At 69.3% G+C, this 22,253-nt stretch carries 24 protein-coding genes; 11 read left to right on the top strand and 13 right to left on the bottom strand.

Annotated elements, in window-relative coordinates:
- Nucleotides 1-5 precede the first annotated feature (5 nt).
- On the top strand, nucleotides 6-875 hold the full coding sequence (locus tag ABEA39_RS04580; protein ID WP_345373708.1) for an SDR family NAD(P)-dependent oxidoreductase: 870 nt from the start codon (nucleotides 6-8) through the stop codon (nucleotides 873-875).
- Between the two features lie 88 nt (nucleotides 876-963).
- Here ABEA39_RS04580 and ABEA39_RS04575 read toward each other — a convergent pair whose 3' ends face one another.
- The 5 genes from ABEA39_RS04575 to ABEA39_RS04555 all read right to left on the bottom strand — a co-directional run bounded on the left by ABEA39_RS04575 (nucleotide 964) and on the right by ABEA39_RS04555 (nucleotide 7,670).
- A complete protein-coding gene (locus tag ABEA39_RS04575) occupies nucleotides 964-1,734 on the bottom strand; it encodes an endonuclease/exonuclease/phosphatase family protein (protein WP_345373706.1) in 771 nt (256 codons plus the stop codon).
- A 68-nt stretch (nucleotides 1,735-1,802) separates the two neighbouring features.
- The gene (locus tag ABEA39_RS04570) at nucleotides 1,803-2,219 is read right to left on the bottom strand and encodes a hypothetical protein (RefSeq protein ID WP_345373704.1); all 417 of its coding nucleotides are present in this window, start codon (nucleotides 2,217-2,219) and stop codon (nucleotides 1,803-1,805) included.
- 43 nt (nucleotides 2,220-2,262) lie between these two features.
- Nucleotides 2,263-3,822, bottom strand: coding sequence for an ArnT family glycosyltransferase (locus ABEA39_RS04565; RefSeq protein ID WP_345373702.1), 1,560 nt, complete (start codon nucleotides 3,820-3,822; stop codon nucleotides 2,263-2,265).
- The gene (locus ABEA39_RS04560) at nucleotides 3,819-6,683 is read right to left on the bottom strand and encodes a glycosyltransferase family 2 protein (RefSeq protein WP_345373700.1); all 2,865 of its coding nucleotides are present in this window, start codon (nucleotides 6,681-6,683) and stop codon (nucleotides 3,819-3,821) included. Before ABEA39_RS04560 ends, ABEA39_RS04565 begins: the two co-directional genes overlap by 4 nt.
- 261 nt (nucleotides 6,684-6,944) lie before the next feature.
- Entirely contained in the window at nucleotides 6,945-7,670 is a 726-nt protein-coding gene (locus tag ABEA39_RS04555) for a GNAT family N-acetyltransferase (RefSeq protein WP_345373698.1), read from the bottom strand.
- A gap of 63 nt (nucleotides 7,671-7,733) precedes the next feature.
- On the opposite strand from ABEA39_RS04555, the gene ABEA39_RS04550 reads away from it, so the two are divergent.
- Both ABEA39_RS04550 and ABEA39_RS04545 read left to right on the top strand, forming a co-directional pair.
- Nucleotides 7,734-8,657 (top strand): oxidoreductase, encoded by a 924-nt coding sequence (locus tag ABEA39_RS04550; protein ID WP_345373696.1) that lies wholly within the window; start codon nucleotides 7,734-7,736, stop codon nucleotides 8,655-8,657.
- Between the two features lie 145 nt (nucleotides 8,658-8,802).
- The gene (locus ABEA39_RS04545; protein WP_345373694.1) at nucleotides 8,803-9,276 is read left to right on the top strand and encodes a VOC family protein; all 474 of its coding nucleotides are present in this window, start codon (nucleotides 8,803-8,805) and stop codon (nucleotides 9,274-9,276) included.
- Between the two features lie 29 nt (nucleotides 9,277-9,305).
- Here the strand turns inward: ABEA39_RS04545 and ABEA39_RS04540 are convergent, their stop codons facing one another.
- Nucleotides 9,306-10,226, bottom strand: coding sequence for an NAD(P)H-binding protein (locus ABEA39_RS04540; RefSeq protein WP_345373692.1), 921 nt, complete (start codon nucleotides 10,224-10,226; stop codon nucleotides 9,306-9,308).
- 88 nt (nucleotides 10,227-10,314) lie between these two features.
- Here ABEA39_RS04540 and ABEA39_RS04535 point away from each other — a divergent pair, with 88 nt between their 5' ends.
- The 3 genes from ABEA39_RS04535 (at nucleotide 10,315) to ABEA39_RS04525 (ending at nucleotide 12,670) form a co-directional block, all read left to right on the top strand.
- Nucleotides 10,315-10,647 carry a metalloregulator ArsR/SmtB family transcription factor gene (locus ABEA39_RS04535; protein WP_345373690.1) on the top strand — a complete coding sequence of 111 codons (333 nt, stop codon included), beginning with the start codon at nucleotides 10,315-10,317 and terminating at the stop codon, nucleotides 10,645-10,647.
- 44 nt (nucleotides 10,648-10,691) lie between these two features.
- Nucleotides 10,692-11,132 (top strand): MarR family winged helix-turn-helix transcriptional regulator, encoded by a 441-nt coding sequence (locus tag ABEA39_RS04530; RefSeq protein WP_345373688.1) that lies wholly within the window; start codon nucleotides 10,692-10,694, stop codon nucleotides 11,130-11,132.
- Nucleotides 11,133-11,221: 89 nt separating this feature from the next.
- On the top strand, nucleotides 11,222-12,670 hold the full coding sequence (locus ABEA39_RS04525; protein WP_345373686.1) for an MATE family efflux transporter: 1,449 nt from the start codon (nucleotides 11,222-11,224) through the stop codon (nucleotides 12,668-12,670).
- 444 nt (nucleotides 12,671-13,114) lie between these two features.
- Here ABEA39_RS04525 and ABEA39_RS04520 read toward each other — a convergent pair whose 3' ends face one another.
- Nucleotides 13,115-13,618: a hypothetical protein gene (locus ABEA39_RS04520; protein WP_345373684.1), complete on the bottom strand. Its 504-nt coding sequence runs from the start codon at nucleotides 13,616-13,618 to the stop codon at nucleotides 13,115-13,117.
- A gap of 48 nt (nucleotides 13,619-13,666) precedes the next feature.
- Between ABEA39_RS04520 and ABEA39_RS04515 the strand changes: the two genes are divergently transcribed.
- Nucleotides 13,667-15,340, top strand: a complete 1,674-nt coding sequence (locus tag ABEA39_RS04515; protein ID WP_345373682.1) for a cation:proton antiporter — start codon at nucleotides 13,667-13,669, stop codon at nucleotides 15,338-15,340.
- Between the two features lie 6 nt (nucleotides 15,341-15,346).
- On the opposite strand, the gene ABEA39_RS04510 is transcribed toward ABEA39_RS04515, so the two are convergent.
- Both ABEA39_RS04510 and ABEA39_RS04505 read right to left on the bottom strand, forming a co-directional pair.
- On the bottom strand, nucleotides 15,347-15,646 hold the full coding sequence (locus ABEA39_RS04510; protein ID WP_345373680.1) for a hypothetical protein: 300 nt from the start codon (nucleotides 15,644-15,646) through the stop codon (nucleotides 15,347-15,349).
- Nucleotides 15,647-15,728: 82 nt separating this feature from the next.
- Entirely contained in the window at nucleotides 15,729-16,301 is a 573-nt protein-coding gene (locus ABEA39_RS04505) for a TetR family transcriptional regulator (RefSeq protein ID WP_345373676.1), read from the bottom strand.
- Nucleotides 16,302-16,433: 132 nt separating this feature from the next.
- On the opposite strand from ABEA39_RS04505, the gene ABEA39_RS04500 reads away from it, so the two are divergent.
- Nucleotides 16,434-17,333: an SDR family oxidoreductase gene (locus ABEA39_RS04500; RefSeq protein WP_345373673.1), complete on the top strand. Its 900-nt coding sequence runs from the start codon at nucleotides 16,434-16,436 to the stop codon at nucleotides 17,331-17,333.
- Between the two features lie 194 nt (nucleotides 17,334-17,527).
- Nucleotides 17,528-17,959 carry a hypothetical protein gene (locus ABEA39_RS04495; RefSeq protein WP_345373670.1) on the top strand — a complete coding sequence of 144 codons (432 nt, stop codon included), beginning with the start codon at nucleotides 17,528-17,530 and terminating at the stop codon, nucleotides 17,957-17,959.
- 101 nt (nucleotides 17,960-18,060) lie between these two features.
- On the opposite strand, the gene ABEA39_RS04490 is transcribed toward ABEA39_RS04495, so the two are convergent.
- Together ABEA39_RS04490 and ABEA39_RS04485 are read right to left on the bottom strand one after the other, a co-directional pair.
- Nucleotides 18,061-18,393, bottom strand: a complete 333-nt coding sequence (locus ABEA39_RS04490; RefSeq protein ID WP_345373667.1) for a hypothetical protein — start codon at nucleotides 18,391-18,393, stop codon at nucleotides 18,061-18,063.
- 204 nt (nucleotides 18,394-18,597) lie between these two features.
- On the bottom strand, nucleotides 18,598-19,137 hold the full coding sequence (locus ABEA39_RS04485) for a hypothetical protein (protein ID WP_345373663.1): 540 nt from the start codon (nucleotides 19,135-19,137) through the stop codon (nucleotides 18,598-18,600).
- Nucleotides 19,138-19,211: 74 nt separating this feature from the next.
- On the opposite strand from ABEA39_RS04485, the gene ABEA39_RS04480 reads away from it, so the two are divergent.
- Complete coding sequence (locus tag ABEA39_RS04480) at nucleotides 19,212-19,865, top strand: SRPBCC family protein (protein WP_345373661.1); 654 nt, start codon at nucleotides 19,212-19,214, stop codon at nucleotides 19,863-19,865.
- Nucleotides 19,862-20,626 (top strand): DUF4166 domain-containing protein, encoded by a 765-nt coding sequence (locus ABEA39_RS04475; RefSeq protein ID WP_345373658.1) that lies wholly within the window; start codon nucleotides 19,862-19,864, stop codon nucleotides 20,624-20,626. Before ABEA39_RS04480 ends, ABEA39_RS04475 begins: the two co-directional genes overlap by 4 nt.
- A 167-nt stretch (nucleotides 20,627-20,793) precedes the next feature.
- On the opposite strand, the gene ABEA39_RS04470 is transcribed toward ABEA39_RS04475, so the two are convergent.
- Together ABEA39_RS04470 and ABEA39_RS04465 are read right to left on the bottom strand one after the other, a co-directional pair.
- Nucleotides 20,794-21,231, bottom strand: coding sequence for a hypothetical protein (locus ABEA39_RS04470; protein ID WP_345373656.1), 438 nt, complete (start codon nucleotides 21,229-21,231; stop codon nucleotides 20,794-20,796).
- Nucleotides 21,232-21,263: 32 nt separating this feature from the next.
- On the bottom strand, nucleotides 21,264-22,007 hold the full coding sequence (locus ABEA39_RS04465; protein WP_345373654.1) for an SDR family oxidoreductase: 744 nt from the start codon (nucleotides 22,005-22,007) through the stop codon (nucleotides 21,264-21,266).
- Between the last annotated feature and the right edge of the window lie 246 nt (nucleotides 22,008-22,253).

Below are 22,253 nucleotides of genomic sequence, written 5' to 3'. Positions count from 1 at the left end.
AGGCCATGAGTGTGACCGTGCCGAAAGCAAGCCGTCTCGACGACCGCGTCGTCGTCATCACCGGAGCCAGCTCCGGCGTGGGGCGCGCCGCCGCGCACGCCCTGTCCGAGCTCGGAGCCACCGTGGCCGTCGTCGGGCGCAACCCCGCCCGCACCCGCCAGGTCGCGGCCGAGGTCGGCGGAACCGCCTACATCGCCGACTTCACCGACCTGTCGGCGGTGCGGGGGCTTGCCGCGTCGCTCCTCGACGACCTGCCTCGCATCCACGTCCTGGCGAACAACGCAGGCGGCACGTTCCGCGACCGCACCCTCACGCGCGACGGGTACGACATCACGTTCCAGAGCAACCACCTGGCGCCGTTCCTTCTGACGAACCTGCTCCTCCCGCGTCTCCTCGAGACGGCGGGCGACTCCCCCGCCGGCACCGTCCGGGTCATCCAGACCTCGAGCGACGGCAACCGCTTCGGCCGGGTCCGCCTCGACGCCCTCGACAACCGGACCGGGCTCTGGGCCGCCGGCATGCGGCCCTACGGCACGAGCAAGCTGGAGAACATCCTGTTCACCCGCGAGCTGGCGAAACGACTCCGAGGCACGGGCGTGTCGACCTACGCGTTCCACCCGGGCTTCGTGGCGACGAACTTCGGCGGCGGCGGGCCGGTCATCAAGGCCATGCAGAAGGTGGCGCTGTCTCCTGCGCAGGGCGCGGAGCCGCTGGTCCGGCTGGCCGGAGCCACGACGGTGCCCGCCCCCAGCGGCAACTACTTCGATCGCCTGACGGCACCCGGCAAGGTGAACCCGCAGGCGAACGACGCCGAGCTCGCGCGTGGCTTGTGGGAGGCCAGCGAGCGGCTGGCCGGGGTGGCGGCGGGGGTCTGACGACCGAGGTCTGACTGCCGAGATCTGGCGGCCGACGCCTGACGGCTCCGCTTGAGCGCCTGAAGACGACAGCAGGCGGCCGGCCGGGTCAGACCGGTGGCACTGTGGCCGCGGCGGCCGAGGCGGCCGAGGCCAGGCATGCGGCCGTCACGACGATCGGCAGGTGATCGGAGAGACTCTGGGCCAGGGTCCGGATCGGCCCGAGCCCGAGACCCGTCGAGGTCACGAGGTCGAACACGCCCCGCCGGATCGGGAACCGGTGGTACGTGCTGGCCGCACCGCGCGAGAGGGTGAAGCCGGTCCGGGACAGCCGCTCACCGAGACGGCGGGCGAACCACGGGTAGTTGAAGTCGCCGATCATGAGGGTGGGCATGGCCTCGCCGAACTCCTGCAGCAGCGCGTGGGCGGCGTCGATCTGGCGTCGTCGCAGACGGTTCAGAGCGGTCAGCGGCGACGCGTGGAACGACGCCACCACCATCGACGCACCGCTGACCTCGTCGATCAGACGCGCGGCGATGAGGCGTTCGGGCGTCGACGACCGGAGCCGGTCGTGCATCGAGGGCATCAGACGGAAGGTGCGCGTCGCCTCGACCCGGAAGCGGGACGCCCGGGCGTAGACCGCCAGGCCCAGCTTGTCGTTCGCGGTGAGCGCTGTCAGCGTGAGGTGGCCGATCGAGTGCGGCAGGGTGCCGGTGCGCGCTTCCTGGAGACAGAGGATGTCGACGGGGTTCTCGTCGACGAGCCGAGGGAGGTCGCCGAGCGCGGCGTTCTTCCAGAGGTTGTAGCTCATGACGGTGAACGGCGCATCGACGGCGGGATGCGCATCCCCCGGCTCGATCGCAGGCGCGATGTCGTTCACTCTGGTCTCCTGTCCGGGTCTGCTCCCCCGGACTGTTCGGAGCCGTGGTGCCTGACGGTGTGCTCGGCTCAGTTGGCGAGTTCTGCGGCGGTGGTGGGGCGAGGCGAGCCCTTCAGCAGCCGGCGCACGCGCTGGACGGGGAGGCCGAGGATGTCGCCGATGTCGCGGCGGGTAAGGGCTGCGGCGTCGAGCTCGCGGGCGGCGAAGGACAGGGACTCCCACTCGCTGTCGAGGGCGTCGGCGGCCTTGCGGCGGTACTCCTCCGCGCGGTCGAGGTGCTTGGCCGTCTCGCCGGGGTACTCGACGGTGATGTCGAGCTCGACGTCGTCGGGGTCGACGTCTTCGAAGTCGGCGACGAAGGCCCGGGCGACGGTCTCGGCCTCGCCGAGCCAGCGCGCTTCGGCCCGACCGCCCAGCGCGGGGATCTCGAGGAGCCAGAGGGAGCCGTCGCGGCTCACGGTCACGTCGTACGTCAGGGAAGGCATCGCATCAGTCTGACAGACCCCGGCCGACCACCCGAGTCACCGCTCACTTGCTCGCCACCGGCCGGACCAACCGCCAGACCTGGTAGGCGCTCGTCCCGCTGCTCGTCGTGAACGGGATCGTCTCGGCGAGCGAGTAGTGCGAGTCCCCTCGGAGCTGTGCGACGAGGGCCTTCGCCTCGACCGGATCCTGGGTGTAGTCGAGGACGACGACCTGGAAATAGCCGTGCTCGATGGCATCCCGGTAGGCCGCGTCGCCCGTGAGAGTCGCGCCGGACTGGGGCTCGGTGTAGCGGAAGTAGTCGAGACCGGTGTACTGCCAGTACGCCGAGATCCCCCCGTCTCCGGTCAGGTAGTAGCGAGGCACCTCCATGCCCTCGGCGAGCACGCGGGTGTTGTCCAGCCGCACCAGTTCTTTCAGGGAAATGATCATCTTCGAGCTGTTCGGCCAGGCGGTGAACAGCCTCTGCGCGACCGAGAGGTTGAGGCCGAAGATCACCAGGAACACGGCGACGGCGACGGCGAGGCCCTGCAACTGCGTGATCCGATGCGAGTCGAGGAACCGGGAGAACAGGTAGCCCACGAGAGGTGCGCCGAACAGCATGCCGAAGGCCATGTGCTTGTCGAACGAGGTGAGCTCGCCGGTGACCACGTGATACACCGGCGCGATGAAGACGCTGGCGACGAGGAGGATGCTCACCAGAAGCTTGGGGGCGGACGGCTTCTTCCTGATCAGCAGGACGAGCCCGATCACGGCGAGCACCGCGAAGACGCCGAGCACGCGCAGCCCTTCGAGCAGGACGGTTCCGGCGGGCGAACGATCGGTGACGGTTCGGTGGATCGTGGTCGACACCAGGCCGGTGAGGGCGTCGGGGTCGCCCCGGAACACCACGACGACGATGCCGGCGAACACGAGGGCGGAGACCAGGGCCACCAGACCCTGTCGGAGGACAGCAGACCGGCCGGAGCGGAGGAAGATCAGGGCGGCGCAGACGACCAACGCGGAGGGGACGAAGGCGATCGTGGCGTACTTGGCGACCGGGGCCGCGGTACAGAGGGCGACGACGGCCGCCGTCTTCCACCAGCGGGGGCGGGTCGTCGCGATGGCGAGGGCGGATCCGAGCAGCGCGAGGCTGAAGGCGTCGTAGGTGGCGAGACGACCGATGAACAGCACGGGCGCCTGCAGCGCGAAGAACGCGGCCCCGAGAAGGGCGACGCGGTCGCTGAACAGACGCCGGCCGAGGAGGAAGACCACGACCGTGATCCAGAGGCCGGACACCATGCTGAGGCCGCGGGCCAGCTGCAGACCGCCAAGGCGGTCCAGGAACCCGGCGACGACGGGGTAGAACTCCGGGAAACCCGACAGCGTCGCGCCGTAGCCGGTGGTGGGAGCCGTTCCGGAGCTCCAGGCGTCGAGGATGTCTCGGCCCGCGAAGAGGGAGAGCGCTTCGTCCTGGAACGCGGTGTTCTGAAGCGTGACCATCACTGCCAGCTGGACGACGAGGATCGCCGACAGCAGAGGGAAGATCGGAAGGGCGCGGCTGATCTCGTTGCTCGGTCGGAGCCGCTGGATCGTCGTAGCGGGGTCGATCAGCGAGGAGGTCACTTCGACTTCGTCGATTCCGCCGACGCTTCCGCGAGCGACGAGGCGAGCTCGGTGCGCGCCACGACACCGGATCCGTGGGACGACTCGGAGACGAGGCCGGAGACGGCGAGCGAGTCGGCGTCCGAGTCCAACGACCAGCCCGAGGCGGACTCGGCCGTGGATCCGTCGGAGGGGACGGCCTGGTGATAGACGACGGCTCCGACGGCGGGGATGCTCGCCGCCGCAGCCAGGGACTCGCGGAGCCAGGCGGCCTTCGACGAGCCGCCCCCGTTCGCGCCGACAAGCAGCACGATCGGCTTTCCCGGATGCTGGGCTGCCGTCGCGCGCAGGTCGGCCTCGGGGTCGGTCCACGCCGTGCCGTCCACGTGGAGGACGCTGAGGAGCACCTCGTCGACCTGGTCGGCCGGGGGCGCGTAGGCGGCGTCGTCCCACGGGGAAGCCGGCGCCCAGACGAAGGAGACGTTGGTGGCGCCCTCCTGCTGGAAGATGCGGTGGATGCGGGCCCAGGCGGTGCTCGAGTCCTTCGGCAGGCCGCTGCCGGCCACGGCCGAGCTGGCGGACCAGTTGCCGTCGACCTGTGGGAGGACCGTCAGCATGACGGGACCGCCGTGCGCCTTCATGGCGTCGGCCCAGGCCGTGATCCTCGCGTCGAAGAGTCCGTTCGTGATGGCCAGGAGACCGCCGTCGATGCTGCGGGGGGTCGATCCGAAGAGGAGGGTCACCCAGGGGGTCGACCCCTGGTCCTGGAGGGCCTTCGCCCACTCTGCGTCGAAGGAGTCGCCGATCAACTGGGTACGCCCGACGATGCCGAGTCTCGTCGACTTCAGGGCGGTCGGGGCGGCGGCCGTCTGGTCGCCGGCGAGCATCATCCCCCAGGTGAGCGACGACGAGGAAGCGAGCGACAGCTTCGCTTCGACCGGCGCCGGCTTGGGGACGGCGGCGGAGACGACGACGATCGCGATCGCCAGGGCAGCGGCGACGGAGCCGAGGACGACACCGGTCCGCCTGCGACGTCGCCGGGTGACGGAGGCCGCATCGGTCGCCCGCTCCGGCTTCGCCTTGTGCTCGATTCCGCGGACGTCGCGGATGCCGAGCTCCAGGACGGCGAGGATGCACAGGAGGGTGTAGGAGACCCACACGACGCTGATGATCCGCGCGGGCCCCATACCGTGCCAGACGGCGAGGGCGATCGACACCGCCGCGGCCACGGCCGCCACGATGAAGGGCACAAGGTGGCGGATGCTGCGCCGCCCCGATCGCGACTTCGAGGTGACGGAGAATCCGACCTTGCGTCCTGTGATCACCGTGACGAGACTGCCGACGAGCGTCGGGAAGCTGGCGAAGGCGATGAAGAGTCCGCGGATGCTCGTGTGGCGTCCGGCGATGAGCCAGAACGCCGTCTGGGAGACGACGAAGAACGGCACGAAATGCAACAGGAAGTCGTGCAGGGTGGCGCCACGAACCGCTGCCGACCCGAGGATGAGGAAGACCAGAGGGGCCAGGAGGTAGATGAAGTCCTTGAGGCCGGACAGGTAGTGGGTGCAGGCGAGGAGGTACTGGAGTCGCTGGGGTCCGGTCAGGCCGCTGCGGCGCGGGGAGAGGATCGACCAGAAGCTCTCCTTCATCACGCCGAGGGTGCCGATCGCCCAGCGGTTCTGCTGCGTGAAGTAGGACGGGAGGTCGAGGGGGCCGAGGCCGCGGGCCAGGACTCCCGGGACGAAGACGCTGCGCCAGCGGGCGTGGAGCTTGAGCGACGCGGCGAAGTCCTCGGTGACGTTGTCCTGCGGGAATCCCCCGATCTCGTCGAGGGCCTTGGCGCGGATGACGACGTTCGTGCCGCAGATGAAGGCCGAGTTCGACGCGGACTTGCCGGGGCACAGCACCTGGTAGAAGATCGCCTGCTGGTGCTCGGCCCATTTGGTGACGGGGTTCTCGAGGTTCGAGTAGAACTGGCCGGTCTGCACCCAGGCGACGCTCTCGTCGCCTAGAAGGGGCACCGTCTCGAGGAGAAAACTCGGCTCTGCGATCTGGTCGGCGTCGAAGACGACCAGCAGCGTGTCGTCGTGGATCCCGAGGGCGTCGCGAGCGTTCTCGATGTTGCCGGCCTTGGCGCCGCCCTTCACGGTCCGCGTGACGTGCAGCACGCCGAGTTCGTCGGCCATGGCGTCGACGGCTTCCCATCCCTCGACCCCGCCCGCGCGACCGTCGTTGAGGACCACGATGTCGACGTCGCCGTGCGGGTACTCGTCGAGGTACGTCGCGCGGGCGACGAGTGCTGCGCGCACCGTGTCGCCGACGATCTCGGCGCCCTCGTCGTAGGTCGGGATGACGATGAAGACCTTCTGGAGAGTGGCATCCCGCGTCGTCGTGAAACGGGTCTTCCGTGCCGGCCAGACCGTGTAGAAGATGCCGAGGCTGTGAGCGGCACCGAACAGCTCCGCAGCCATCAGCGGCACCGCGATCCACCAGGAGGACCAGTTGACGACGGCGAACCGCCAGGAGATGTAGTCGACGGAGGCTGCGAACGAGCCCACGGAGAGACTCGAGATGACGACCTGCCGCAGGGTCATCGACGTGCCCCAGAGGATGAGCGCCGAGAACGCGACGACTCCGATCACGAGCCAGGGCCCCGGGCGTTCGACGGCGATCCACACCGTGGCGGCGAGAAGGACCATGCCGACGCCGAACTGGGCGAGGCGTCGCCGGTTGTACTCGCGCTCCTCGTACTCCTCGAGAGGGTCGGACTCGAACGAGAACGGAGCGAGGACGGGTGAGGCCGGTGGGGCCTCGCGGAGTCGGTCGACCGTCGTGCCGTGGGTCAGCGGTCGGACGGAATCTCGGAGATCGACATCAGAACTCATGGGGGTTCCACCACGTTTCGGGTCGTGTGGGAGGGTTACAGGTGCGGGAATCGCCTGCCACCCGCCGTCGCGTGGCATACCGTGCTGATCAGGCACGGGAAGCACTCGAACGCTAGCAGCGAATTCTCGTGTCCCTCAACTGGCCGACACACCGAGTCGCGCTTTGTAACCCGTTGTTCACACGCTCTCCCGAGGAGGGTGAGTTCCGATTCACCCCTCCGTGCCCGCCTTTCGGGCCGCTATGCCGAGAAGGGCGCCGCCTCAGGCTCGCCCGACGACGCACACCTTCAGGTCCGTGCGCGCCACGAAGCCCATCGACTCGTAGAGGCCGCGAGCGGGATTCCCCTCGGCGACGTGGAGGAAGGCGCGGTCTCCGTCGGCGCGGATGCCACGGATCACGTCGAGCATGATGCGCCGGGCGTAGCCGCGACCGCGTGCCTCGGGGTCGGTGCAGACGGCGCTGACCTCGGTCCACCCGGCCGAACCGGCCACTCCGAGACTCAGCCGTCGCCCTGCCATCGCGAGCAGGCGGCCCTCGTCGGAGAAGACCCCGCGGTATCCCCCGAACTCGACGGTGCGTTGCTCGAACGGGCCGGGCGCGGTCAGGCTGGTCAGCCTGAGCATCTCCGGCGCGTCCGCCTCCGCGAGGTCGCGCGCGCCGGCGAAGGGAGCGTCGGGAACCTCGACGTCGTCGTCGGTCATCTGCGTGAGGACGATCTCGTGCACGGCGGTCCAGCCGTCACCCGGCGAGAAGCTCGGCTCGACGAACATCGCGACGGTGCCGGTGGGAGCGAGGCGCGTCAGCGCCTCCCAGTCCGCCGCCGAGGGGGTCAGCCCGACCGAGGCGAACGGGGCGACGTCGGCCGGATAGCGGCGAGCTCCCCCGTCGACGAAAGCGAACGAGGCGTGGCGGCCGGCGAGGGCTGCGCCGATGGCGTCGTCGAGCGGGTGCGGGTCGAGGCGATCCGGCTGCAGGGAGGTCGTCATGCTGGGGTGAACCCGAGCCGGCCGGGAAGGTATTCCCGCCGGGAGAGGCGGTAGCGTCGGGACATGGCTCAGAGCGACCCGTCACCCGAAATCAGCTCGCCCGTGCATCCCACGATCGCCGTCGTCGGCCCGGGGGCCATCGGCACCACCGTCGCGGCCGCTCTGCACGAGGTCGGTCGGACACCGCGCCTCTACGGGCGCACGGCGCGTGACGAGCTCGAACTGGAGGATGCCCGGGGCACCCTGGTCGTGCCGGGTCCGGTCGAGACCGATCCGGCCGCGGTCCCGGGCCCGGTCGACCTCGTCTTCCTCGCCGTCAAGTCCACGCAGAACGAGGCGGCTGCGCCGTGGCTCGCAGCTCTCTGCCGGCCGGACACGGTCGTGTGCGTGCTGCAGAACGGGGTGGAGCAGGAAGAGATCGTCTCGCCGCTGGTGCCGGGCTCGACGGTGCTGCCGGCGGTCGTCTGGTTCCCCGCCGAGGCGCGACCCGACGGATCGGTGTGGCTGCGGGGGAAAGCCCGCCTGAGCGTTCCGGCGACCGACGGCGGGCGCCTCGTGGCCGACGTGCTGCGCGACACCCTCTGCGCGGTCGAACTCGCCGAGGACTTCACCTCGGTCGCCTGGCGGAAGCTGGTGCAGAACGCCTTCGCCGGGCTGATGGTGCTCACCGGTCGGCGGTCGGGGATGTTCCGGCGCGACGACATCGCCGAAATGTCGCTGGCCTACCTGCGCGAGTGCGTCGAAGTGGCTCGAGCCGAGGGTGCGGTCCTCGACGAGGGGGTCCCCCAGGAGGTGCTGACGAACTTCCAGGCGCATCCCACCGATCTCGGCACGTCGATCCTGGCCGACCGAGTCGCGGGGCGACCGCTCGAGTGGGACATCCGCAACGGCGTCGTGCAGCGTCGGGGGCGGGCACGGGGCATTCCGACGCCGATCAGCGACCTGCTCGTGCCGTTGCTGGCCGCGGCGAGCGACGGGCCGGGTTGAGCGAGTCCGTTTGCCCGAGCGAGTTCTGCTGAGCGAGCCCGTCCGCCCTCCTGCTCTGCTGGCGCTCTTCGACCCGACCGGCCTAGTCTGAGCCGCAGTCGGCACGGATCCGCGTTCGACGCCGGACATCGAAGAGGAGTCCCTCATGCAACGCATCGTCCCGTTCCTGTGGTTCGACGATCAGGCGGAGGAAGCCGTCCGGCTCTACGTCGACCTGTTCCCCGACGCCCGCATCGACTCGATCCAGCGCTGGCCCGAGGGCACGCCCGACGCGGGAAAGGTGCTGGTCGTCGAGTTCACCCTGATGGGGCAGTCGTGGCGTGCCATGAACGGCGGCCCGGATCATCCGTACACCGACGCCGTCTCGTTCCAGGCCGACTGCGACACGCAGGAGGAGATCGACCGGCTCTGGGACGCCTTCACCTCCGAGGGCGGCCGCGAGATCGCCTGCGGCTGGTGCGCCGACCGCTGGGGCGTGACCTGGCAGGTGACGCCGGTGCGGCTGCCCGAGCTGCTGGCCGACCCCGACCCGGGTCGCGCGAGCCGCACCATGGTCGCGATGCAGGGCATGATCAAGCTCGACATCGCCGCACTCGAGGCCGCCGCCGACGGTCATTGAGCCGCTGCCGACAATGTCGGGTGCGATCGTCAGGCGGCCGACCTCGTGGGCGCCGACAGCGCGCATCGGAGGTCTCGGAGACCGAAGCCGCCGCGCGCGGGCAGGGCGGCCCGGATCTGCGCGGCGTCGAACGGCAGCCGGGGGCGGAGTTCGACGGGGAGGTCGGGGGTGGGCGGGGCCGCCTCCGACACGCCCTCGGCCAGCATTCGCGCCTGGGCCTTCGCGACGAGCGGGACGGCCATCGTCCATTCCGTGAGTTGAGCCACGGCTCGGATGAACCAGACCGGGGCAGGAACGACGAGCACCTTTCGGCCCACCGACGCGGCCACTCGGCGGACGGCATCGCTGAGCAGGAGCTCTTCGGCTCCCGTGACCGTCACGGTGGAGCGCGGGAGGCGCCCGTCGATCGCCGCCATCAGGACGTCGACGAGCTCGGAGACCGGGACCGGTCGGATCGACTTCTCGCGGAACCCGACGGTGGCGAACAGGGGCATCGTCTGCACCGTGTGGCTCAGGTGGTCGACGAGATGGTCGCCGTGGCCGTAGATCATCCCGGCCTTGAGGACGGTGTAGTCGAGGCCGGAGCCTCGGATCAGCTCTTCGGCCGCCCACTTCGACTCGTGGTATTCGGAGCCGCAGTCGGGTCGGGCTCGCAGAAAGCTCAACATGACGATGCGACTAACGCCGGCCCGACGAGCGGCCTCGATCACGGCGCGAGTGCCCTGTACGTGCACGCGTTGGTACGTCTGGTCACCGATCTCCCGGTTGATTCCGGCGCAGTGGACGACCGTTTCGCACTCGGCGAAGGCGCGGGTCAGCGCCGCGACGTCGTCGATCTCGATCCCGTTCCGGCGAGACACCGGGACGACTTCGAAGTCACTGCCGGGTGCCAGTCGGTCCGCCAGATGGCGGCCGACGAATCCCGTGGCTCCCGTGATGGCAATGCGCATGGTTCCCCCCTGTCGGACCCGACGCTCGGATCGTGTTCCAGACGGTAGCCCCTTGCTCGCTACTTAGCAAGAGTGCTAAATTGCGACCATGACCGATACGGTGAGCGACGTCTTCGAAGCCCTTGCGCACCCCACGCGGCGGCAGATCCTGCAAGACCTGAAGGGTGGCGAACTGGCCGCGGGCGAGATCGCTTCGCGTTTCTCGGCGTCGGGCCCGACGATCTCCCGCCACCTCGGCGTGCTGCGCAACGCCGGCCTCGTGACCGAGCGGCGCGACGCCAACCGCATCCTCTATTCGTTGGTCGGCGATCGCCTCGCCCTCTCCGTGGGCGACTTCCTCTCGACCGTCTGCCCGGAGCAGATCGTGCTGCGCACGGTGCGCAAGCGCGGATCCTCGGCGCCGTCCGCCGCGACTTCATAGTTCGAGAGTTGACAGTTAGATCTCTAACACTTAGAGTTCTGACCATGAACGAACCGGAATTCACCACCAGCCTCGAACTGCTGCGATGGGTCGGCTGGGCTCAGATGCAGGCCGGCATGGAGTGGTTCCGCGAACGCGAGCTCAGCCGTGAGCAGGCGTTCGCCCTGGGCTTCCTGGAGCAGAACCCCGGTTCGAGTCAGCGGGAGATCGCCGAGATGACCCGCACGAGCGCCGCAAGCGTCTCGAGCCTCCTGCTGGGGCTCGAGAAGCGCGGCCTCGTCGAACGCCGAACGGACGCCGAGAGCGCGCGCACGAAGCGCGTGTTCGCGACACCCGAGGGCATCGCCCTGATCCAGGGGTTCGAGCCCGCCATGCACGCCCTCGAAGAGACCATCCTCGCCCCGCTCGATCAGAGCGAGCGCGACGCCTTCCACGACCTGCTCGTCAAGATCACCTCGGTCCTGCCCCGGCCCTCGCGCGACTGAGCCCTCGCGAGGTCCGGCCTCGCATCCCCCCTTTTCTTTCCCTTTGATCCTCGGGTCGGCTTCGCCGTGCCCGAAAGAAGGAGCACCCCATGTCCGCCACCACCCCCGCCGCCTCTGCGAAGACACCCGACGCCGTCGGCTCGAACCGCTGGTACCTCTCCACCTCCCCCATCGTCCGCGCGCTGATCCACCTCTGCGTGCCCATGGCCGCCGCGATGATCGTCGGCGCCGTCTACAACGTCATCAACGCCGGCTTCATCGGCTCTCTCCACGACCCGGTCCTGCTCGCAGCGGTCACGTTCGGATCCCCCATCCTCGGCCTCGTCATGGCGGTCGGCGGCGTGTTCGGCGTCGGTGGCAGTGCCCTGATCTCGAGGATGCTCGGAGCGGCCGAGAACGACCCCGCCCAGGCCGGCGAGATCAAACGGGTGTCGTCGTTCGCCCTCTGGGGCGCGGTGATCGCCGGTGCGGTCGTCGGCATCCTCGGGCTCGTCTTCCTCCACCCGCTGGTCGCCGTGCTCGGCGCCCACGGCGTGGCCGTGCCCGCGACGAGCGCCTTCGTCGCCGTGATGCTCGCCTTCGTGCCCGTTCTCGCCGCCTCGTTCTGCCTCGAGCAGATCGTCCGGTCGGAGGGGGCGGCGCACCAGGTGATGGTCGGTCTCATCGCCTCGACGATCGCGAACCTCGTGTTCGACGTGCTCTTCATCCTCGTGCTGCACTGGGGTGTCGCCGGCGCGGCCCTGGCCGTCGGCCTCTCGAACGTCGTCACCGTCGTCTACTTCGTCACCTACCTGACCCGCCACAGCGAGAACGTCAGCCTGGCTCCGAAGTGGTTCTCGCTCTCCCCCGCCATCCTGAAGCCCGTCTTCGGCGTCGGTGTCGGCGAACTGCTGCAGTCGGCGTTCCTGATCGTCACCTCGCTCGTGCTCAACAACCTCGCCGCGAACTACGGCGACGGCCCACTGGCGGCCATGGGCGTCGCGGTCCGGATCGCGCAAGTGCCGGAGTTCCTCATCATGGGAGTCACCCTCGGGATCCTGCCGCTGCTGGCCTACTCGTTCGGCAAGGGCGACCGGGTGCGTCTCGCGGCCTCGCTGCGGGCATCCGCCTTCACCGTCGGCGGCATCGCGTTCCTGTTCTCGATCGTCGTCTTCGTCTTCCGCGACCAGGTGTTCCAGCTCTTCGTCGCCGACCGGTCGCTTCTGGCCCTCGGCGGCATCATCATCACGGCCCAGCTCGTCTCGATGATCTTCAACGGCTTCACCGGTCTCATCACCTCGTTCTTCCAGGCGACCGGCCGAGCGCTTCCGGCCACGATCATGTCGATCACGCAGGGTGTGCTCTTCATTCCGATCGTGATCTTCGCGAACCTCTGGTTCGGCCTCGACGGGATCATCTGGGCGCTCACCGTCAGCGAGGGTCTCGTCCTGATCGCGGGCCTGATCATGTGGTTCGCGTCGCGGAAGTCGATCGCGGCCGGGCTCGCCGAGGGCAGCCCCGAGCGGGCCGAGGAGGTGCTCGAGCAGGCGGAGGTCTGAGCATCCCCCGCCCCGCTCTGCCCCGACCCGACTTGGCCCCGGCCCCGGCCCCGGCCGATGCCACTCCGCCGGATCGGCCGCCCGAGGGAAGTGTTCTCTCCGGCGACGAGATGTCCGTGAGCGTGAATTCACGCGGGGCGACAGCGGTGGCCGACAACGCGTGGTTGTCCGTGGGAGTGAATTCACGCGGGGCGACAACGGTGGTCGCGAGAGCGTGGTTGTCGGTGGGAGTGAATTCACGGGGAGCGACAGCGGTGGCCGACAAGGCGTGGTTGTCCGCGAGCGTGAATTCACCGCCGCAGACAACGGCCCACCGAAGAGACGGCCGCCCTTGAGAGCTTGCCGCTACCAGAGGGAGTGCAGCCCGGAGAGCTTGCCGCTAGCGGAGGGAGTGCCGCCCCGAGGCGTGGGATGCGAGTCTCCGTCGCCCCGGGGCGGTCGGGGTCAGCGCGCGGCGGCGGCCCAGCGAACCCGCGCGACGGCCTCGTCGGGGAACACGGCGCGCGGCAGGATCGACACGACACGGATGTTGCGGTTTCGCAGCAACACCCAGTTGCCGACGACGCGGATGCGCCCCACATTCACGTAGTCGGTCCGCACCTCGCTGCGCGGCGTCGTGAGGGTGAACCCCTGGAAGCCGAAAGACGAGCTGATCTGCGAGCCCAGCACGTAGCCGGCAGCGAGGCTGCGCAGCGAGCGACGGATGCTCAGCCCGGTGTTCAGCGGTACGAGAACGAGCAGGATCGCTCCGAAGACGATGGCTCCTGCGAAGGGGAGCGCGATGCCGAGCACGAGGAAGACCAGGCCGACGACGAGGTAGGCCCAGAACAGCGGTTGGCGCAGCGTCGCATAGCGCACGTACGACCGCCGGAGATCGTCGAACGCCTCGGGGGTCACCTGCCAGGTCCGTACGCGGTCGTCGACGAATGGCGGATTCCCCTGGGTCATGGGCCCCATGCTAGGGCGAAACCGACGAACTCCTGAGAGGCTGGAGCCGTGACCGCACTCCTCATCGTCATCGTCCTCGGCTTCGTCGTGATCGCCGCCGCGACCGTGGTCGGGCCCCGACTCGGCATCGCGTCGCCGCTGGTCCTCGTGGCCGTCGGGGTCGGGGCGAGCTTCGTGCCGGTGATCGGGTCGACGCCCATCGAGCCCGAGCTCATCCTGGCCGGGGTCCTGCCTCCCCTGCTCTACTCCTCGGCGGTCTCGATGCCGGCGATGAACTTCCGACGAGAGTTCGGAGCCATCAGCGGACTGTCGGTGCTCCTCGTGGTGGGCAGCTCGCTGGTGCTGGGGCTGTTCTTCGCGCTGGTGATCCCGGGGCTCGGCTTCGCCTGGGGAGTCGCCCTCGGCGCCATCGTGAGTCCGACCGACGCGGTCGCGACATCGATCATCAAGAAGACGTCGGTCTCGAAACGGGTGGTTGCCCTCCTCGACGGCGAGAGCCTGCTCAACGACGCGACCGCGCTCGTCCTGCTGCGAACCGCGATCGTCGCCGTGGCCGCGACGTTCTCGTTCTGGGACGCGATCGGCACGTTCGCGTACTCGGTGGTCGTCGCCGTCGTGATCGGCCTGCTGGTCGGCTGGGCCAACCTCGCGGTCCGCAAGCGCGTCACCGACTCCACGGTCAACACCGTGATCTCGTTCGCGGTGCCCTTCGCCGCCTCGATTCCCACCGGCCTGTTCCATGGGTCCGGCCTGGTGGCAGCCGTCGTCGCCGGCCTCGTCACGGGAATTCGTGCGCCCCGGGATCTCTCGCCGCAGAACCGTCTCTCCGACTCGCAGAACTGGCGCACGGTCGAGCTCGTGCTCGAAGGGGCCGTCTTCCTCGTGATGGGCGTGCAGCTCAAGGGGATCCTCGCCGACGTCCAGAACGACCACGCGGGCATCGCGATCGCCGTTCTGATCGCGGTCGGCGCCCTCGTGCTGACGGTCGCCGTACGGGCGGCCTACATCGCTCCGCTCCTCGGCGTCCTCAAAGCCCGATCGCGACACAACGAGAAGATGCTGCCGCGCTTCGAAGGGTTTCAGGATCGCTTCGACACCCCCGAGGGCAAGCGGGAGGCGTTCGCCGAAGTCAACTCGCGGAAGCGCCCCGTGTCCGACCGCCAGATCAACGTCTTCGCCCGGCGGGTCACGACCGGCCTCGCCGACATCGCCTATTTCCGCAGTCAGCCGCTCGGATGGCGGGAGGGCGCCGCGGTCGTCTGGGCGGGGATGCGCGGGGCCGTCACCGTCGCCGCGGCCCAGACCCTGCCCACCGGCACCCCGCAGCGATCCACCCTCGTCCTCATCGCCTTCGCGGTGGCCGCGCTCTCGCTCTTGGTGCAGGGCGGCACGATCGGGCCTCTGCTCCGGGTCCTCGCCCCGAAGTCCGATCAGGCTGCCGATGAGGAGGACCAGGCGACGACGGAGCGGCGCCGGATCATCGAGTTGATGAGGTCGACCCGCGACCAGTTGCCGGCGATCACGGCCCCGGAGGGCGATCCCACCCCGGAGTTCATCCGCGAGACGCAGAACCGGATGCGGCAGTCGATCGACGTCCAGCGGGCCGCGCTGCTCGACGCGCGCGACAACGGGACGTTCGACGCCGACGTTCTCGCCGAGGTGCTGGCCAACCTCGACGCATCGCAGATCGCGATCGAGATGCGCGGCCGAACGCTCGACTAGGGGTCGTCAGCCTCGCGACCGGAACTCGGCGATCACACCCGGCAGCTGCTGCGACGTCGTGAGCACGCGGCGCGTTGCCGACCCGTCGAACGGCGCCACGACCTCGCAGTGTTCCAATCTCGCCAGGAGTGCCGCGGCCTCGTGCGCCGTGACCCCGAGACGCTGCTCGAGCAGACGCGCCGTTGCGAATCGGGTGCTGACGACGAGACGCGCGGCCTCGATGATCACCTCGACGCTGATCGGATGCTCGGCAGGCGATGTCGTCGCCCGACCCCGACGACGTGCGAGAGCGCTGATGATCCCCATGGTCAGAGCGTACCGAGAAGTAGGTTTCGGTTCATTCCCCCGAAGAGCCGCTGTGAACCAGGCCGCCAGGGCTGGAGCACGGCTAGGCGCTCTCCTGCGTGACCGAGCGCAGCTCGCCCAGGATCTCGCGCTCGATCTCCGGCAACGACCGGGTCTCGCCCTCGGCGATCCACTGCCCGAACGCGACGTGGAACACCGTGGCGCCCGACTGTGCGGCCAGCGTGGCCTGCGGCTCGGGGATGCCGTGCTCGCGCAGCCCGGCGGCGATGCGCGTCGACAATGCGGTCATCTTGAGAAGCTCTCGCTCGTGCAGACTCGGGTTGGCCACGATGATCGACTGCCTCAGCCGCGAGTACCCGCGGCGCTCGTCCGGGAAGAACGACCCCGCCGCCTCGAGCGCCGCCGCGACGACGTCGAGAGCGGGCGAGCCGGGGGATGCACTGCTGATGCCGTCGACGAAGGCCTGCTCGAACAGGGCCTGCCCGTTGAAGATCACTTCCCGCTTGTCGGCGAAGTGGCGGAAGAACGTCCGCTCGCTCAGCCCGACCGACTCGGCGATGTCGGCGGCCGTGGTCTGCTCGAATCCGCGCGCGGCGTAGAGCTCGAGCGCTGCCTTCTGCAGGCGCTCGCGTGCACCGGGTTCCCATCGGACCATGCCCCGAGCCTATCCCGAGCAGGCCCATGATGACAGCGGCTGTCATCAGGTGTACGGTGACAGCAGTCGCTGACATCAGCGACGGAAACCAGTGGTTCGTCGTCCGCACGAACCTCGAAGGAGAACAATCCCATGCGCGTTTTCATCACCGGAGCCTCCGGTTGGATCGGTTCCGCCGCCGTCGACGAGCTCCTCGCCCACGACTACGACGTGGTCGGGCTCGCCCGGTCCGACGCCTCGGCTGGCGCCCTTGAGGCCAAGGGGGCCACGGTGGTCCGCGGAGACCTCGACGATCTCGACAGCCTCCGGCGCGGATCGGACGATGCCGAGGCCGTCATCCACCTGGCCAACAAACACGACTGGGCGAACATGGCCGAGTCGAACCGGGCCGAGCGGGCCGCGGTCGAGACCATCGGTGACGTGCTCGCCGGCTCGAACCGTCCTTTCCTGCTGGCCTCCGGGGTCGCGGGTCTGGCCCAGGGCCGTCCGTCGACCGAGAAGGACCCGTCGCCGGCGCAGGGTCCCGACTCCCCGCGAGGCGGCACCGAGAACCTCGCCCTCGACTACGTCGAGAAGGGGGTCAACTCGATCAGTCTCCGCTTCTCCCCCACCGTCCACGGCATCGGCGACCACGGCTTCATCGCCCTGATCGTCGCAGCTGCGCAGCGCTCGGGTGTCTCGGGCTACGTCGGCGACGGCGCCAACGGCTGGGCCGCGGTCCACGTCGCCGACGCCGCGTCGATGATCCGCCTCGGCCTCGAGAAGGCTCCGGCCGGCTCGATCCTGCACGGGGTCGGCGAGACGTCGGTGCCGACGAAGGCGATCGCCGAGGCCATCGGTCGAGGCCTGGGGCTCCCGGTCGCCTCGATCGAGGCGGCCGAGGCGCAGGAGGCGTTCGGCGGCTTCATCGGCACGTTCTTCGCGGCCGACCTCTCCTCCACGAGCACCGTCACGCAAGAGCTGCTCGGCTGGAAGCCGGTGGGCCCGACGCTGATCGAGGACATCGCCGCCGGCGGGTACTTCCCGATCTGAGTCGTCGGAGCGGTCTGACCGGTCTGACCGGTCGGAGTGGTCTGACCGGTCTGAGTGGTCTGTGGATCGTGGAAGAAATGCCCACGAGTGCTTGTCGATGCCGCTGGGTCGTCGTTAAGGTTACGAAGTGTTACGGCACGCTAGGGATGAGGCACTTCCGCCTCTCGGGCCGAGGAGAGGTGGGGTAAGACCTGATGAACGAGACCACGACGATGATGGCCATGATGTCCGAGAAGATGGAGGGCCCGATGGCCGCCATGGACATGACGATGATGCAGGCGTGCATGGAGGCCTGCATGGCCGCCGAGCAGGCGTGCACGATGTGCGCCGGCACGATGGCCATGGAGGGCATGGCCGGAAGCACGATGTGCATGAGCTGCGCCGACATGTGCCACGCCATGATGAACATGATGATGCGCCCCATGCCGTCCACCGAGGTGGGCATGAAGGCCCTGATGTCGATGCTCGAGGCCACGATGATGATGTGCCGTGCCTGCGGGGACGACTGCATGGCCATGGGCGACATGAACGCGGCCGCGAAGATGTGCGCTCAGGTCTGCATGAACTGCGCCGACTCCTGCGAGGCCATGATGACCTCGATGAAGTCGATGATGGCCTCGATGTAACACGGGCCCTCGACGTTCGAACGCCCTCGCTTTCGCGGGGGCGTTCGTGCGTCCAGGGGTCTGTTCTGCGTCAGGCGTCTGTTCGGTTCCCGACTCGGGGCTCAGGCCGCGCGGACGCTCAGCAGCTCGTCGCCAACGGCCAGCACCGAGTAGAGCTCGTGCACGGCCACCGGGGTGCCCGCGGCGAGGACCTCGCCGAGGTCGGCGTGGTGCCAGCGGACCAGGGTCTCCCCCGTCGCGAAGGCTCGGAGTTCGATGCGGCCGTTCGCGGCGGCACTGGTGACCAGCGCATCCACCCATTTGGTCGACGTGGCCAGCGCGGCGCGGCGGATGATCGGGTGGAGGTCGTGCCCGTCTTCGAAGACCGGCATGCCCATGGCGGCCGCCCCGAGATTCTCGGAGTTGGCGCTGCTGCGGGGCTGCTGGTTCGACATGGGTTCCTCTCGCCGGCGAGGCCGCCGGCAGTTCGGCCGTGGCGGGCTGCCCGGCGTTGGTCGAGTGTAGGCAGGCGTGTCTTCGCCGGTCGAGGGCCCTCGTCACGGGGCGTCACAGACGTGGTGGCGGTGGCGGTGCGGTGCCGGTGCCGCGGTCGCCGGCACAGCGCGGGCGGCACCCACGCCTTCGTCACGCGGTCAGCGTCAGGCGGTACCGAGACCGAGACGCAGCAGGCCCACCGCACGCGTCAGAGCATCGCGGAGGACGCCGAGCTCGTGAACACTCCAGGTCGGCACGTAGCTCTCGAGGCCGAAGGACCAGGGGACGGATGCGCCGAACAGCTTCTCGTAGACGCTGTGGTCTCTGTCTGCTCCTGCGGGAGACCACGTCCGGCCGAGCGACTCCGCGAAGTCGATGGACATGTTGAGCACATCGAGAGCGAGCGTCGGATCGAGCGCGGTGGTCTTCCGATCGAGCCAGGGGCGGAGCGCATCGCAGTCGAGGAGGGACGGGTAGTCGGCGGTGTCGTCGACACGGTCGTCGACGCTCTCGTCGTCGCTGAAGGTCGGGAGCCCGAGACCGTCGGCCCAGGCGGCGCAGGCGTCCGCCGACGGGAACGAGACGACCCGTGCATCCTCGTCCACGAAGACTCCGTCGGTCGAGCGCTCGCTCGCACCCCACCAGACGTAGTGGTCGACGCCGTCGAGACGGATGCCGGCGACCTGCCCCATGCGTGTGCTCACGGCATCAGTATGTCGTGGGCGGCCATCCGTTCGGGGGGTGGCCGCGGCCGGGGCGGCCACGATTCAATGGGGGCATGGGGATGCACGGGGCGAGTGAAGCGCGACCGGAGCGGGGGATGCGCGGCGGAGCACCGCTGTACGTCGAGATCTTCATCCGTGCCGACGTCGACACGGTGTGGGAGCTGACGCAGAATCCTGCACACCACCCGCGCTGGGATCTCCGCTTCAGCGGCATCACTCCGGAGGGCGACGTGCGCGACGGCTACGGCTACCGCTTCCGCTACGAACGCAGCCTGCCCGGCCACACGATCGTCGGCACCGGGACCGCGCTCGGCGAGAAGGTCCGCCCGGACGGCACCCGCACCTCGGCGTTGCGCTTCGACACGACCGACCGGCTCTCGCCGCTGCGCGACGGCCGTGGGTATTGGCGGTACGTCCCCACCGACGGCGGCGTGCGCTTCATCACGGGCTACGACTACCTGCCGGGATTCGGGAGTGCGGCGGACCGCATCCTCCGCCCCCTGATCCTCTGGATGACAGCCTGGTCGTTCGACCGGTTGCGGATCTGGGCCGAGACGGGCGTCGCACCGGAGAAATGGCCGCTGATCAGTGCACTCGCGTTCTGGCGGCGTAAGCGGCCGCGAGCCGGACGCTGCATCACGGTACCGCCGGCGCGCGGCGCGCTGGCCGATGCTCCGTCGACGCTCGCCACGTTGGAGGCCCCGTGAGCACGGCTCCGCGTCCCGCGCCGCGTCCCACCGTGCGTCCTACCGCTCGTCCCGCCCTCGGCCGGACCGCACCGGGGACCACCGGACCCGTCTTCCGAACCGCCCTCGGTGCCGACTTCGAGCGCCTGCACCCGATGCTGCGCAAACGGTTCGACGTCTCGCTCGCGAACGGGTACGCGACGGTCGGCGAGGGCGTCATGACTCGGATCCGTCGCGGCCCCTGGTGGACCGTGCCGTTCCTGCAGATCGGGCGGCTTCGGAACATCCTGGTGGCCGATCTCGGCGACGACGTGCCGTTCCGGATCGAGAACTACCCCTACCTCGACCCGTTCGGTCGCGAGACCGTGACGTTCGTCCGCTCGTACCGGGTGCCTGGGGCATCCCGCGAGAGTCGATTCGACGCGACGATGGTGCTCGATGCCGCGCGCGGAGTCGTCGTCGACTACCTGGGCACCCACCAGCACCTCGCCGTCGACCTCGCTCTGACCGTGGAGGACGACGGGTCGCTGCACCTGACCTCGGGCGAGCAGCGCTTCTACGAACGGCGCGCGGCGTTCCGGTTCCCGATGCTGTTCTCGGGTCGAGCGTCGCTGCGTGAGCGGTACGACGAGGAGGCCGGTGTGTTCCGCGTGAGCCTCGAGGTGCGCAACCGGGTGTTCGGGTTCCTGTTCGGGTACGAGGGGTGGTTCCGGGCGGAGTTCCCGGCGGCGACCGACGCTCCGGCGCGCCTGAAGCCGGTGAGGCACGAGGCGCGGCTCTGAGACGTCGTCGATGGGCCACGGGCGCTCCGGGGCTGTGCTCGACGAGAAGTGGTGTTCGTTTTTCGTTGATTGAGTCCGGAGTCAATCGACGAAAAACGCGGAACGCTTCCGCGGCGGGCGTGTCCCGCGCACACCGGGAGCGCACCGGGGTCCGTCCGCGCGCAGCGTCAGGACTCGTGCCGCGTGACGACGCCCTCCACGGAGGCCGACCAGAACGAATGGTCGCTCGAAAGCCACGCGTTTCCTCTGCCGAGGGTCGTCTTGATCCAGGCGATGGCCGCTGCGACCTCCTCGACGACCGCTTCGGTCGGCACCTCTGCGCTCAGACCTGCGGGCACTCCCTCGATCGTGAGCGACGTCGTCGACCTTCGGGACAGGTTGCCGTTTCGAAGGCCCGACTGGGCGTTGCCCCAGATGCTGGCCGCCACGAGGAAGATGCGCTCCGGATCGACCGGCAGCACCGGACGGCTCAACGAAAGGTACATGACGTGCACGCCGGCCCGTTCGAGTTCGGCCTGGACGGCGCCGCGCCCGACCGGGTAGCGCAACCCTTGCGGCAGGGTGTTGCGCGAGTAGTGATCCCACGGGAAGGGCTCGACGTCCATGCGATGAGCCTAGAGGCGGTGCGGGTCGCGGCTCAGCGCCCCGGCAGCATGCTGAGCGACTGCGACCGCTGCGCGACCAGCTCCGCGTAGGTGCCGTCCCGCTCCGCCCAGCGGTGCATCTTCACGCCCTCGACGAGCAGTTCGTCGGGCGTCGGGGTGGCCGACAGGAGCGCCATCACCTCGTCGAGGTAGTCGGACAGGTCGAGCGCTCGGGGGTTGGCCTCCTTCTGCTCGGGAGTCGTGGCGACGGCCGGCGGCACAAGCTCGCTCACCTCGACGCCCGTCCCGGCGAGCTGGAGTCGCAGAGCCTCGGAGTACGCGTGCACGGCCGCCTTCGATGCGGCGTAGGTGGGCATGAGCGGGAACGGCAGGAAACCGATGCCCGAACTCACGGTCACGACGGTCCCGGATCCCCGGGCGATCAGGTGGGGCGTGAACGCGTCCACGACGCGGATCGTCCCGAGCACGTTCGTGTCGACGGTGGTCTGGGCGGCGGCGAAGTGAGCCGGGTCGCGCAGGTCCTCGAGGAGCATGACACCCGACATGGTCACCACGACGTCGAGCGTGGGATGCGCAGCCAGCACCTCGTCGCGGGCCCGGGCCACCGACTCCGCATCGGTCACGTCGACCTGCACGGTCTCGAGGTCGTCGACGGCCGACGTGTTCCGGCCCCCGACCACGACCGTGCTTCCGGCGGCGGCGAACCGGCCAGCAAGACCGAGCCCGATGCCCGACGTGCCTCCGACGACGAAGACGGTGCGCTGTGTGATGTCCATGGGTGTTCTCCTTCGGTGGGTGATGTCTCCACTGTCCCGTCGGCGGCCTCCGGCGGGAAGCACCCTGGTGTCCCGACGGGGCGGTGGTCCTGGGAGTGGGAGGACACCCCCACCCCCCTTGAGCGTGGACGGGGCCCGGCGCCTGGCGCCCGGACAGCGCGACGGAAAACGCCCCGTTTCACGGAAGTCGCCCTGCCGTGACGGGGCGTCTTCCGTGAAACGGGGCGTTTTGGTCGTGTCAGGCGG

This window comes from Frondihabitans cladoniiphilus (genome assembly GCF_039544345.1).
GTDB classification, from domain to species: domain Bacteria; phylum Actinomycetota; class Actinomycetes; order Actinomycetales; family Microbacteriaceae; genus Frondihabitans; species Frondihabitans cladoniiphilus.
Note: the sequence above shows the minus strand (reverse complement) of the source record. Positions and strands in the feature narration are given on the sequence as shown.

Bases quoted from the DNA above. Each gene is read 5' to 3' on its own strand.
- ABEA39_RS04580 (WP_345373708.1), top strand. From the start codon at position 6: ATGAGTGTGACCGTGCCGAAAGCAAGCCGTCTCGACGACCGCGTCGTC.
- ABEA39_RS04570 (WP_345373704.1), bottom strand. From the start codon at position 2,219: ATGCCTTCCCTGACGTACGACGTGACCGTGAGCCGCGACGGCTCCCTC.
- ABEA39_RS04560 (WP_345373700.1), bottom strand. From the start codon at position 6,683: ATGAGTTCTGATGTCGATCTCCGAGATTCCGTCCGACCGCTGACCCAC.
- ABEA39_RS04555 (WP_345373698.1), bottom strand. From the start codon at position 7,670: ATGACGACCTCCCTGCAGCCGGATCGCCTCGACCCGCACCCGCTCGAC.
- ABEA39_RS04550 (WP_345373696.1), top strand. From the start codon at position 7,734: ATGGCTCAGAGCGACCCGTCACCCGAAATCAGCTCGCCCGTGCATCCC.
- ABEA39_RS04545 (WP_345373694.1), top strand. From the start codon at position 8,803: ATGCAACGCATCGTCCCGTTCCTGTGGTTCGACGATCAGGCGGAGGAA.
- ABEA39_RS04540 (WP_345373692.1), bottom strand. From the start codon at position 10,226: ATGCGCATTGCCATCACGGGAGCCACGGGATTCGTCGGCCGCCATCTG.
- ABEA39_RS04535 (WP_345373690.1), top strand. From the start codon at position 10,315: ATGACCGATACGGTGAGCGACGTCTTCGAAGCCCTTGCGCACCCCACG.
- ABEA39_RS04530 (WP_345373688.1), top strand. From the start codon at position 10,692: ATGAACGAACCGGAATTCACCACCAGCCTCGAACTGCTGCGATGGGTC.
- ABEA39_RS04525 (WP_345373686.1), top strand. From the start codon at position 11,222: ATGTCCGCCACCACCCCCGCCGCCTCTGCGAAGACACCCGACGCCGTC.
- ABEA39_RS04520 (WP_345373684.1), bottom strand. From the start codon at position 13,618: ATGACCCAGGGGAATCCGCCATTCGTCGACGACCGCGTACGGACCTGG.
- ABEA39_RS04510 (WP_345373680.1), bottom strand. From the start codon at position 15,646: ATGGGGATCATCAGCGCTCTCGCACGTCGTCGGGGTCGGGCGACGACA.
- ABEA39_RS04505 (WP_345373676.1), bottom strand. From the start codon at position 16,301: ATGGTCCGATGGGAACCCGGTGCACGCGAGCGCCTGCAGAAGGCAGCG.
- ABEA39_RS04500 (WP_345373673.1), top strand. From the start codon at position 16,434: ATGCGCGTTTTCATCACCGGAGCCTCCGGTTGGATCGGTTCCGCCGCC.
- ABEA39_RS04495 (WP_345373670.1), top strand. From the start codon at position 17,528: ATGAACGAGACCACGACGATGATGGCCATGATGTCCGAGAAGATGGAG.
- ABEA39_RS04490 (WP_345373667.1), bottom strand. From the start codon at position 18,393: ATGTCGAACCAGCAGCCCCGCAGCAGCGCCAACTCCGAGAATCTCGGG.
- ABEA39_RS04480 (WP_345373661.1), top strand. From the start codon at position 19,212: ATGGGGATGCACGGGGCGAGTGAAGCGCGACCGGAGCGGGGGATGCGC.
- ABEA39_RS04470 (WP_345373656.1), bottom strand. From the start codon at position 21,231: ATGGACGTCGAGCCCTTCCCGTGGGATCACTACTCGCGCAACACCCTG.
- ABEA39_RS04465 (WP_345373654.1), bottom strand. From the start codon at position 22,007: ATGGACATCACACAGCGCACCGTCTTCGTCGTCGGAGGCACGTCGGGC.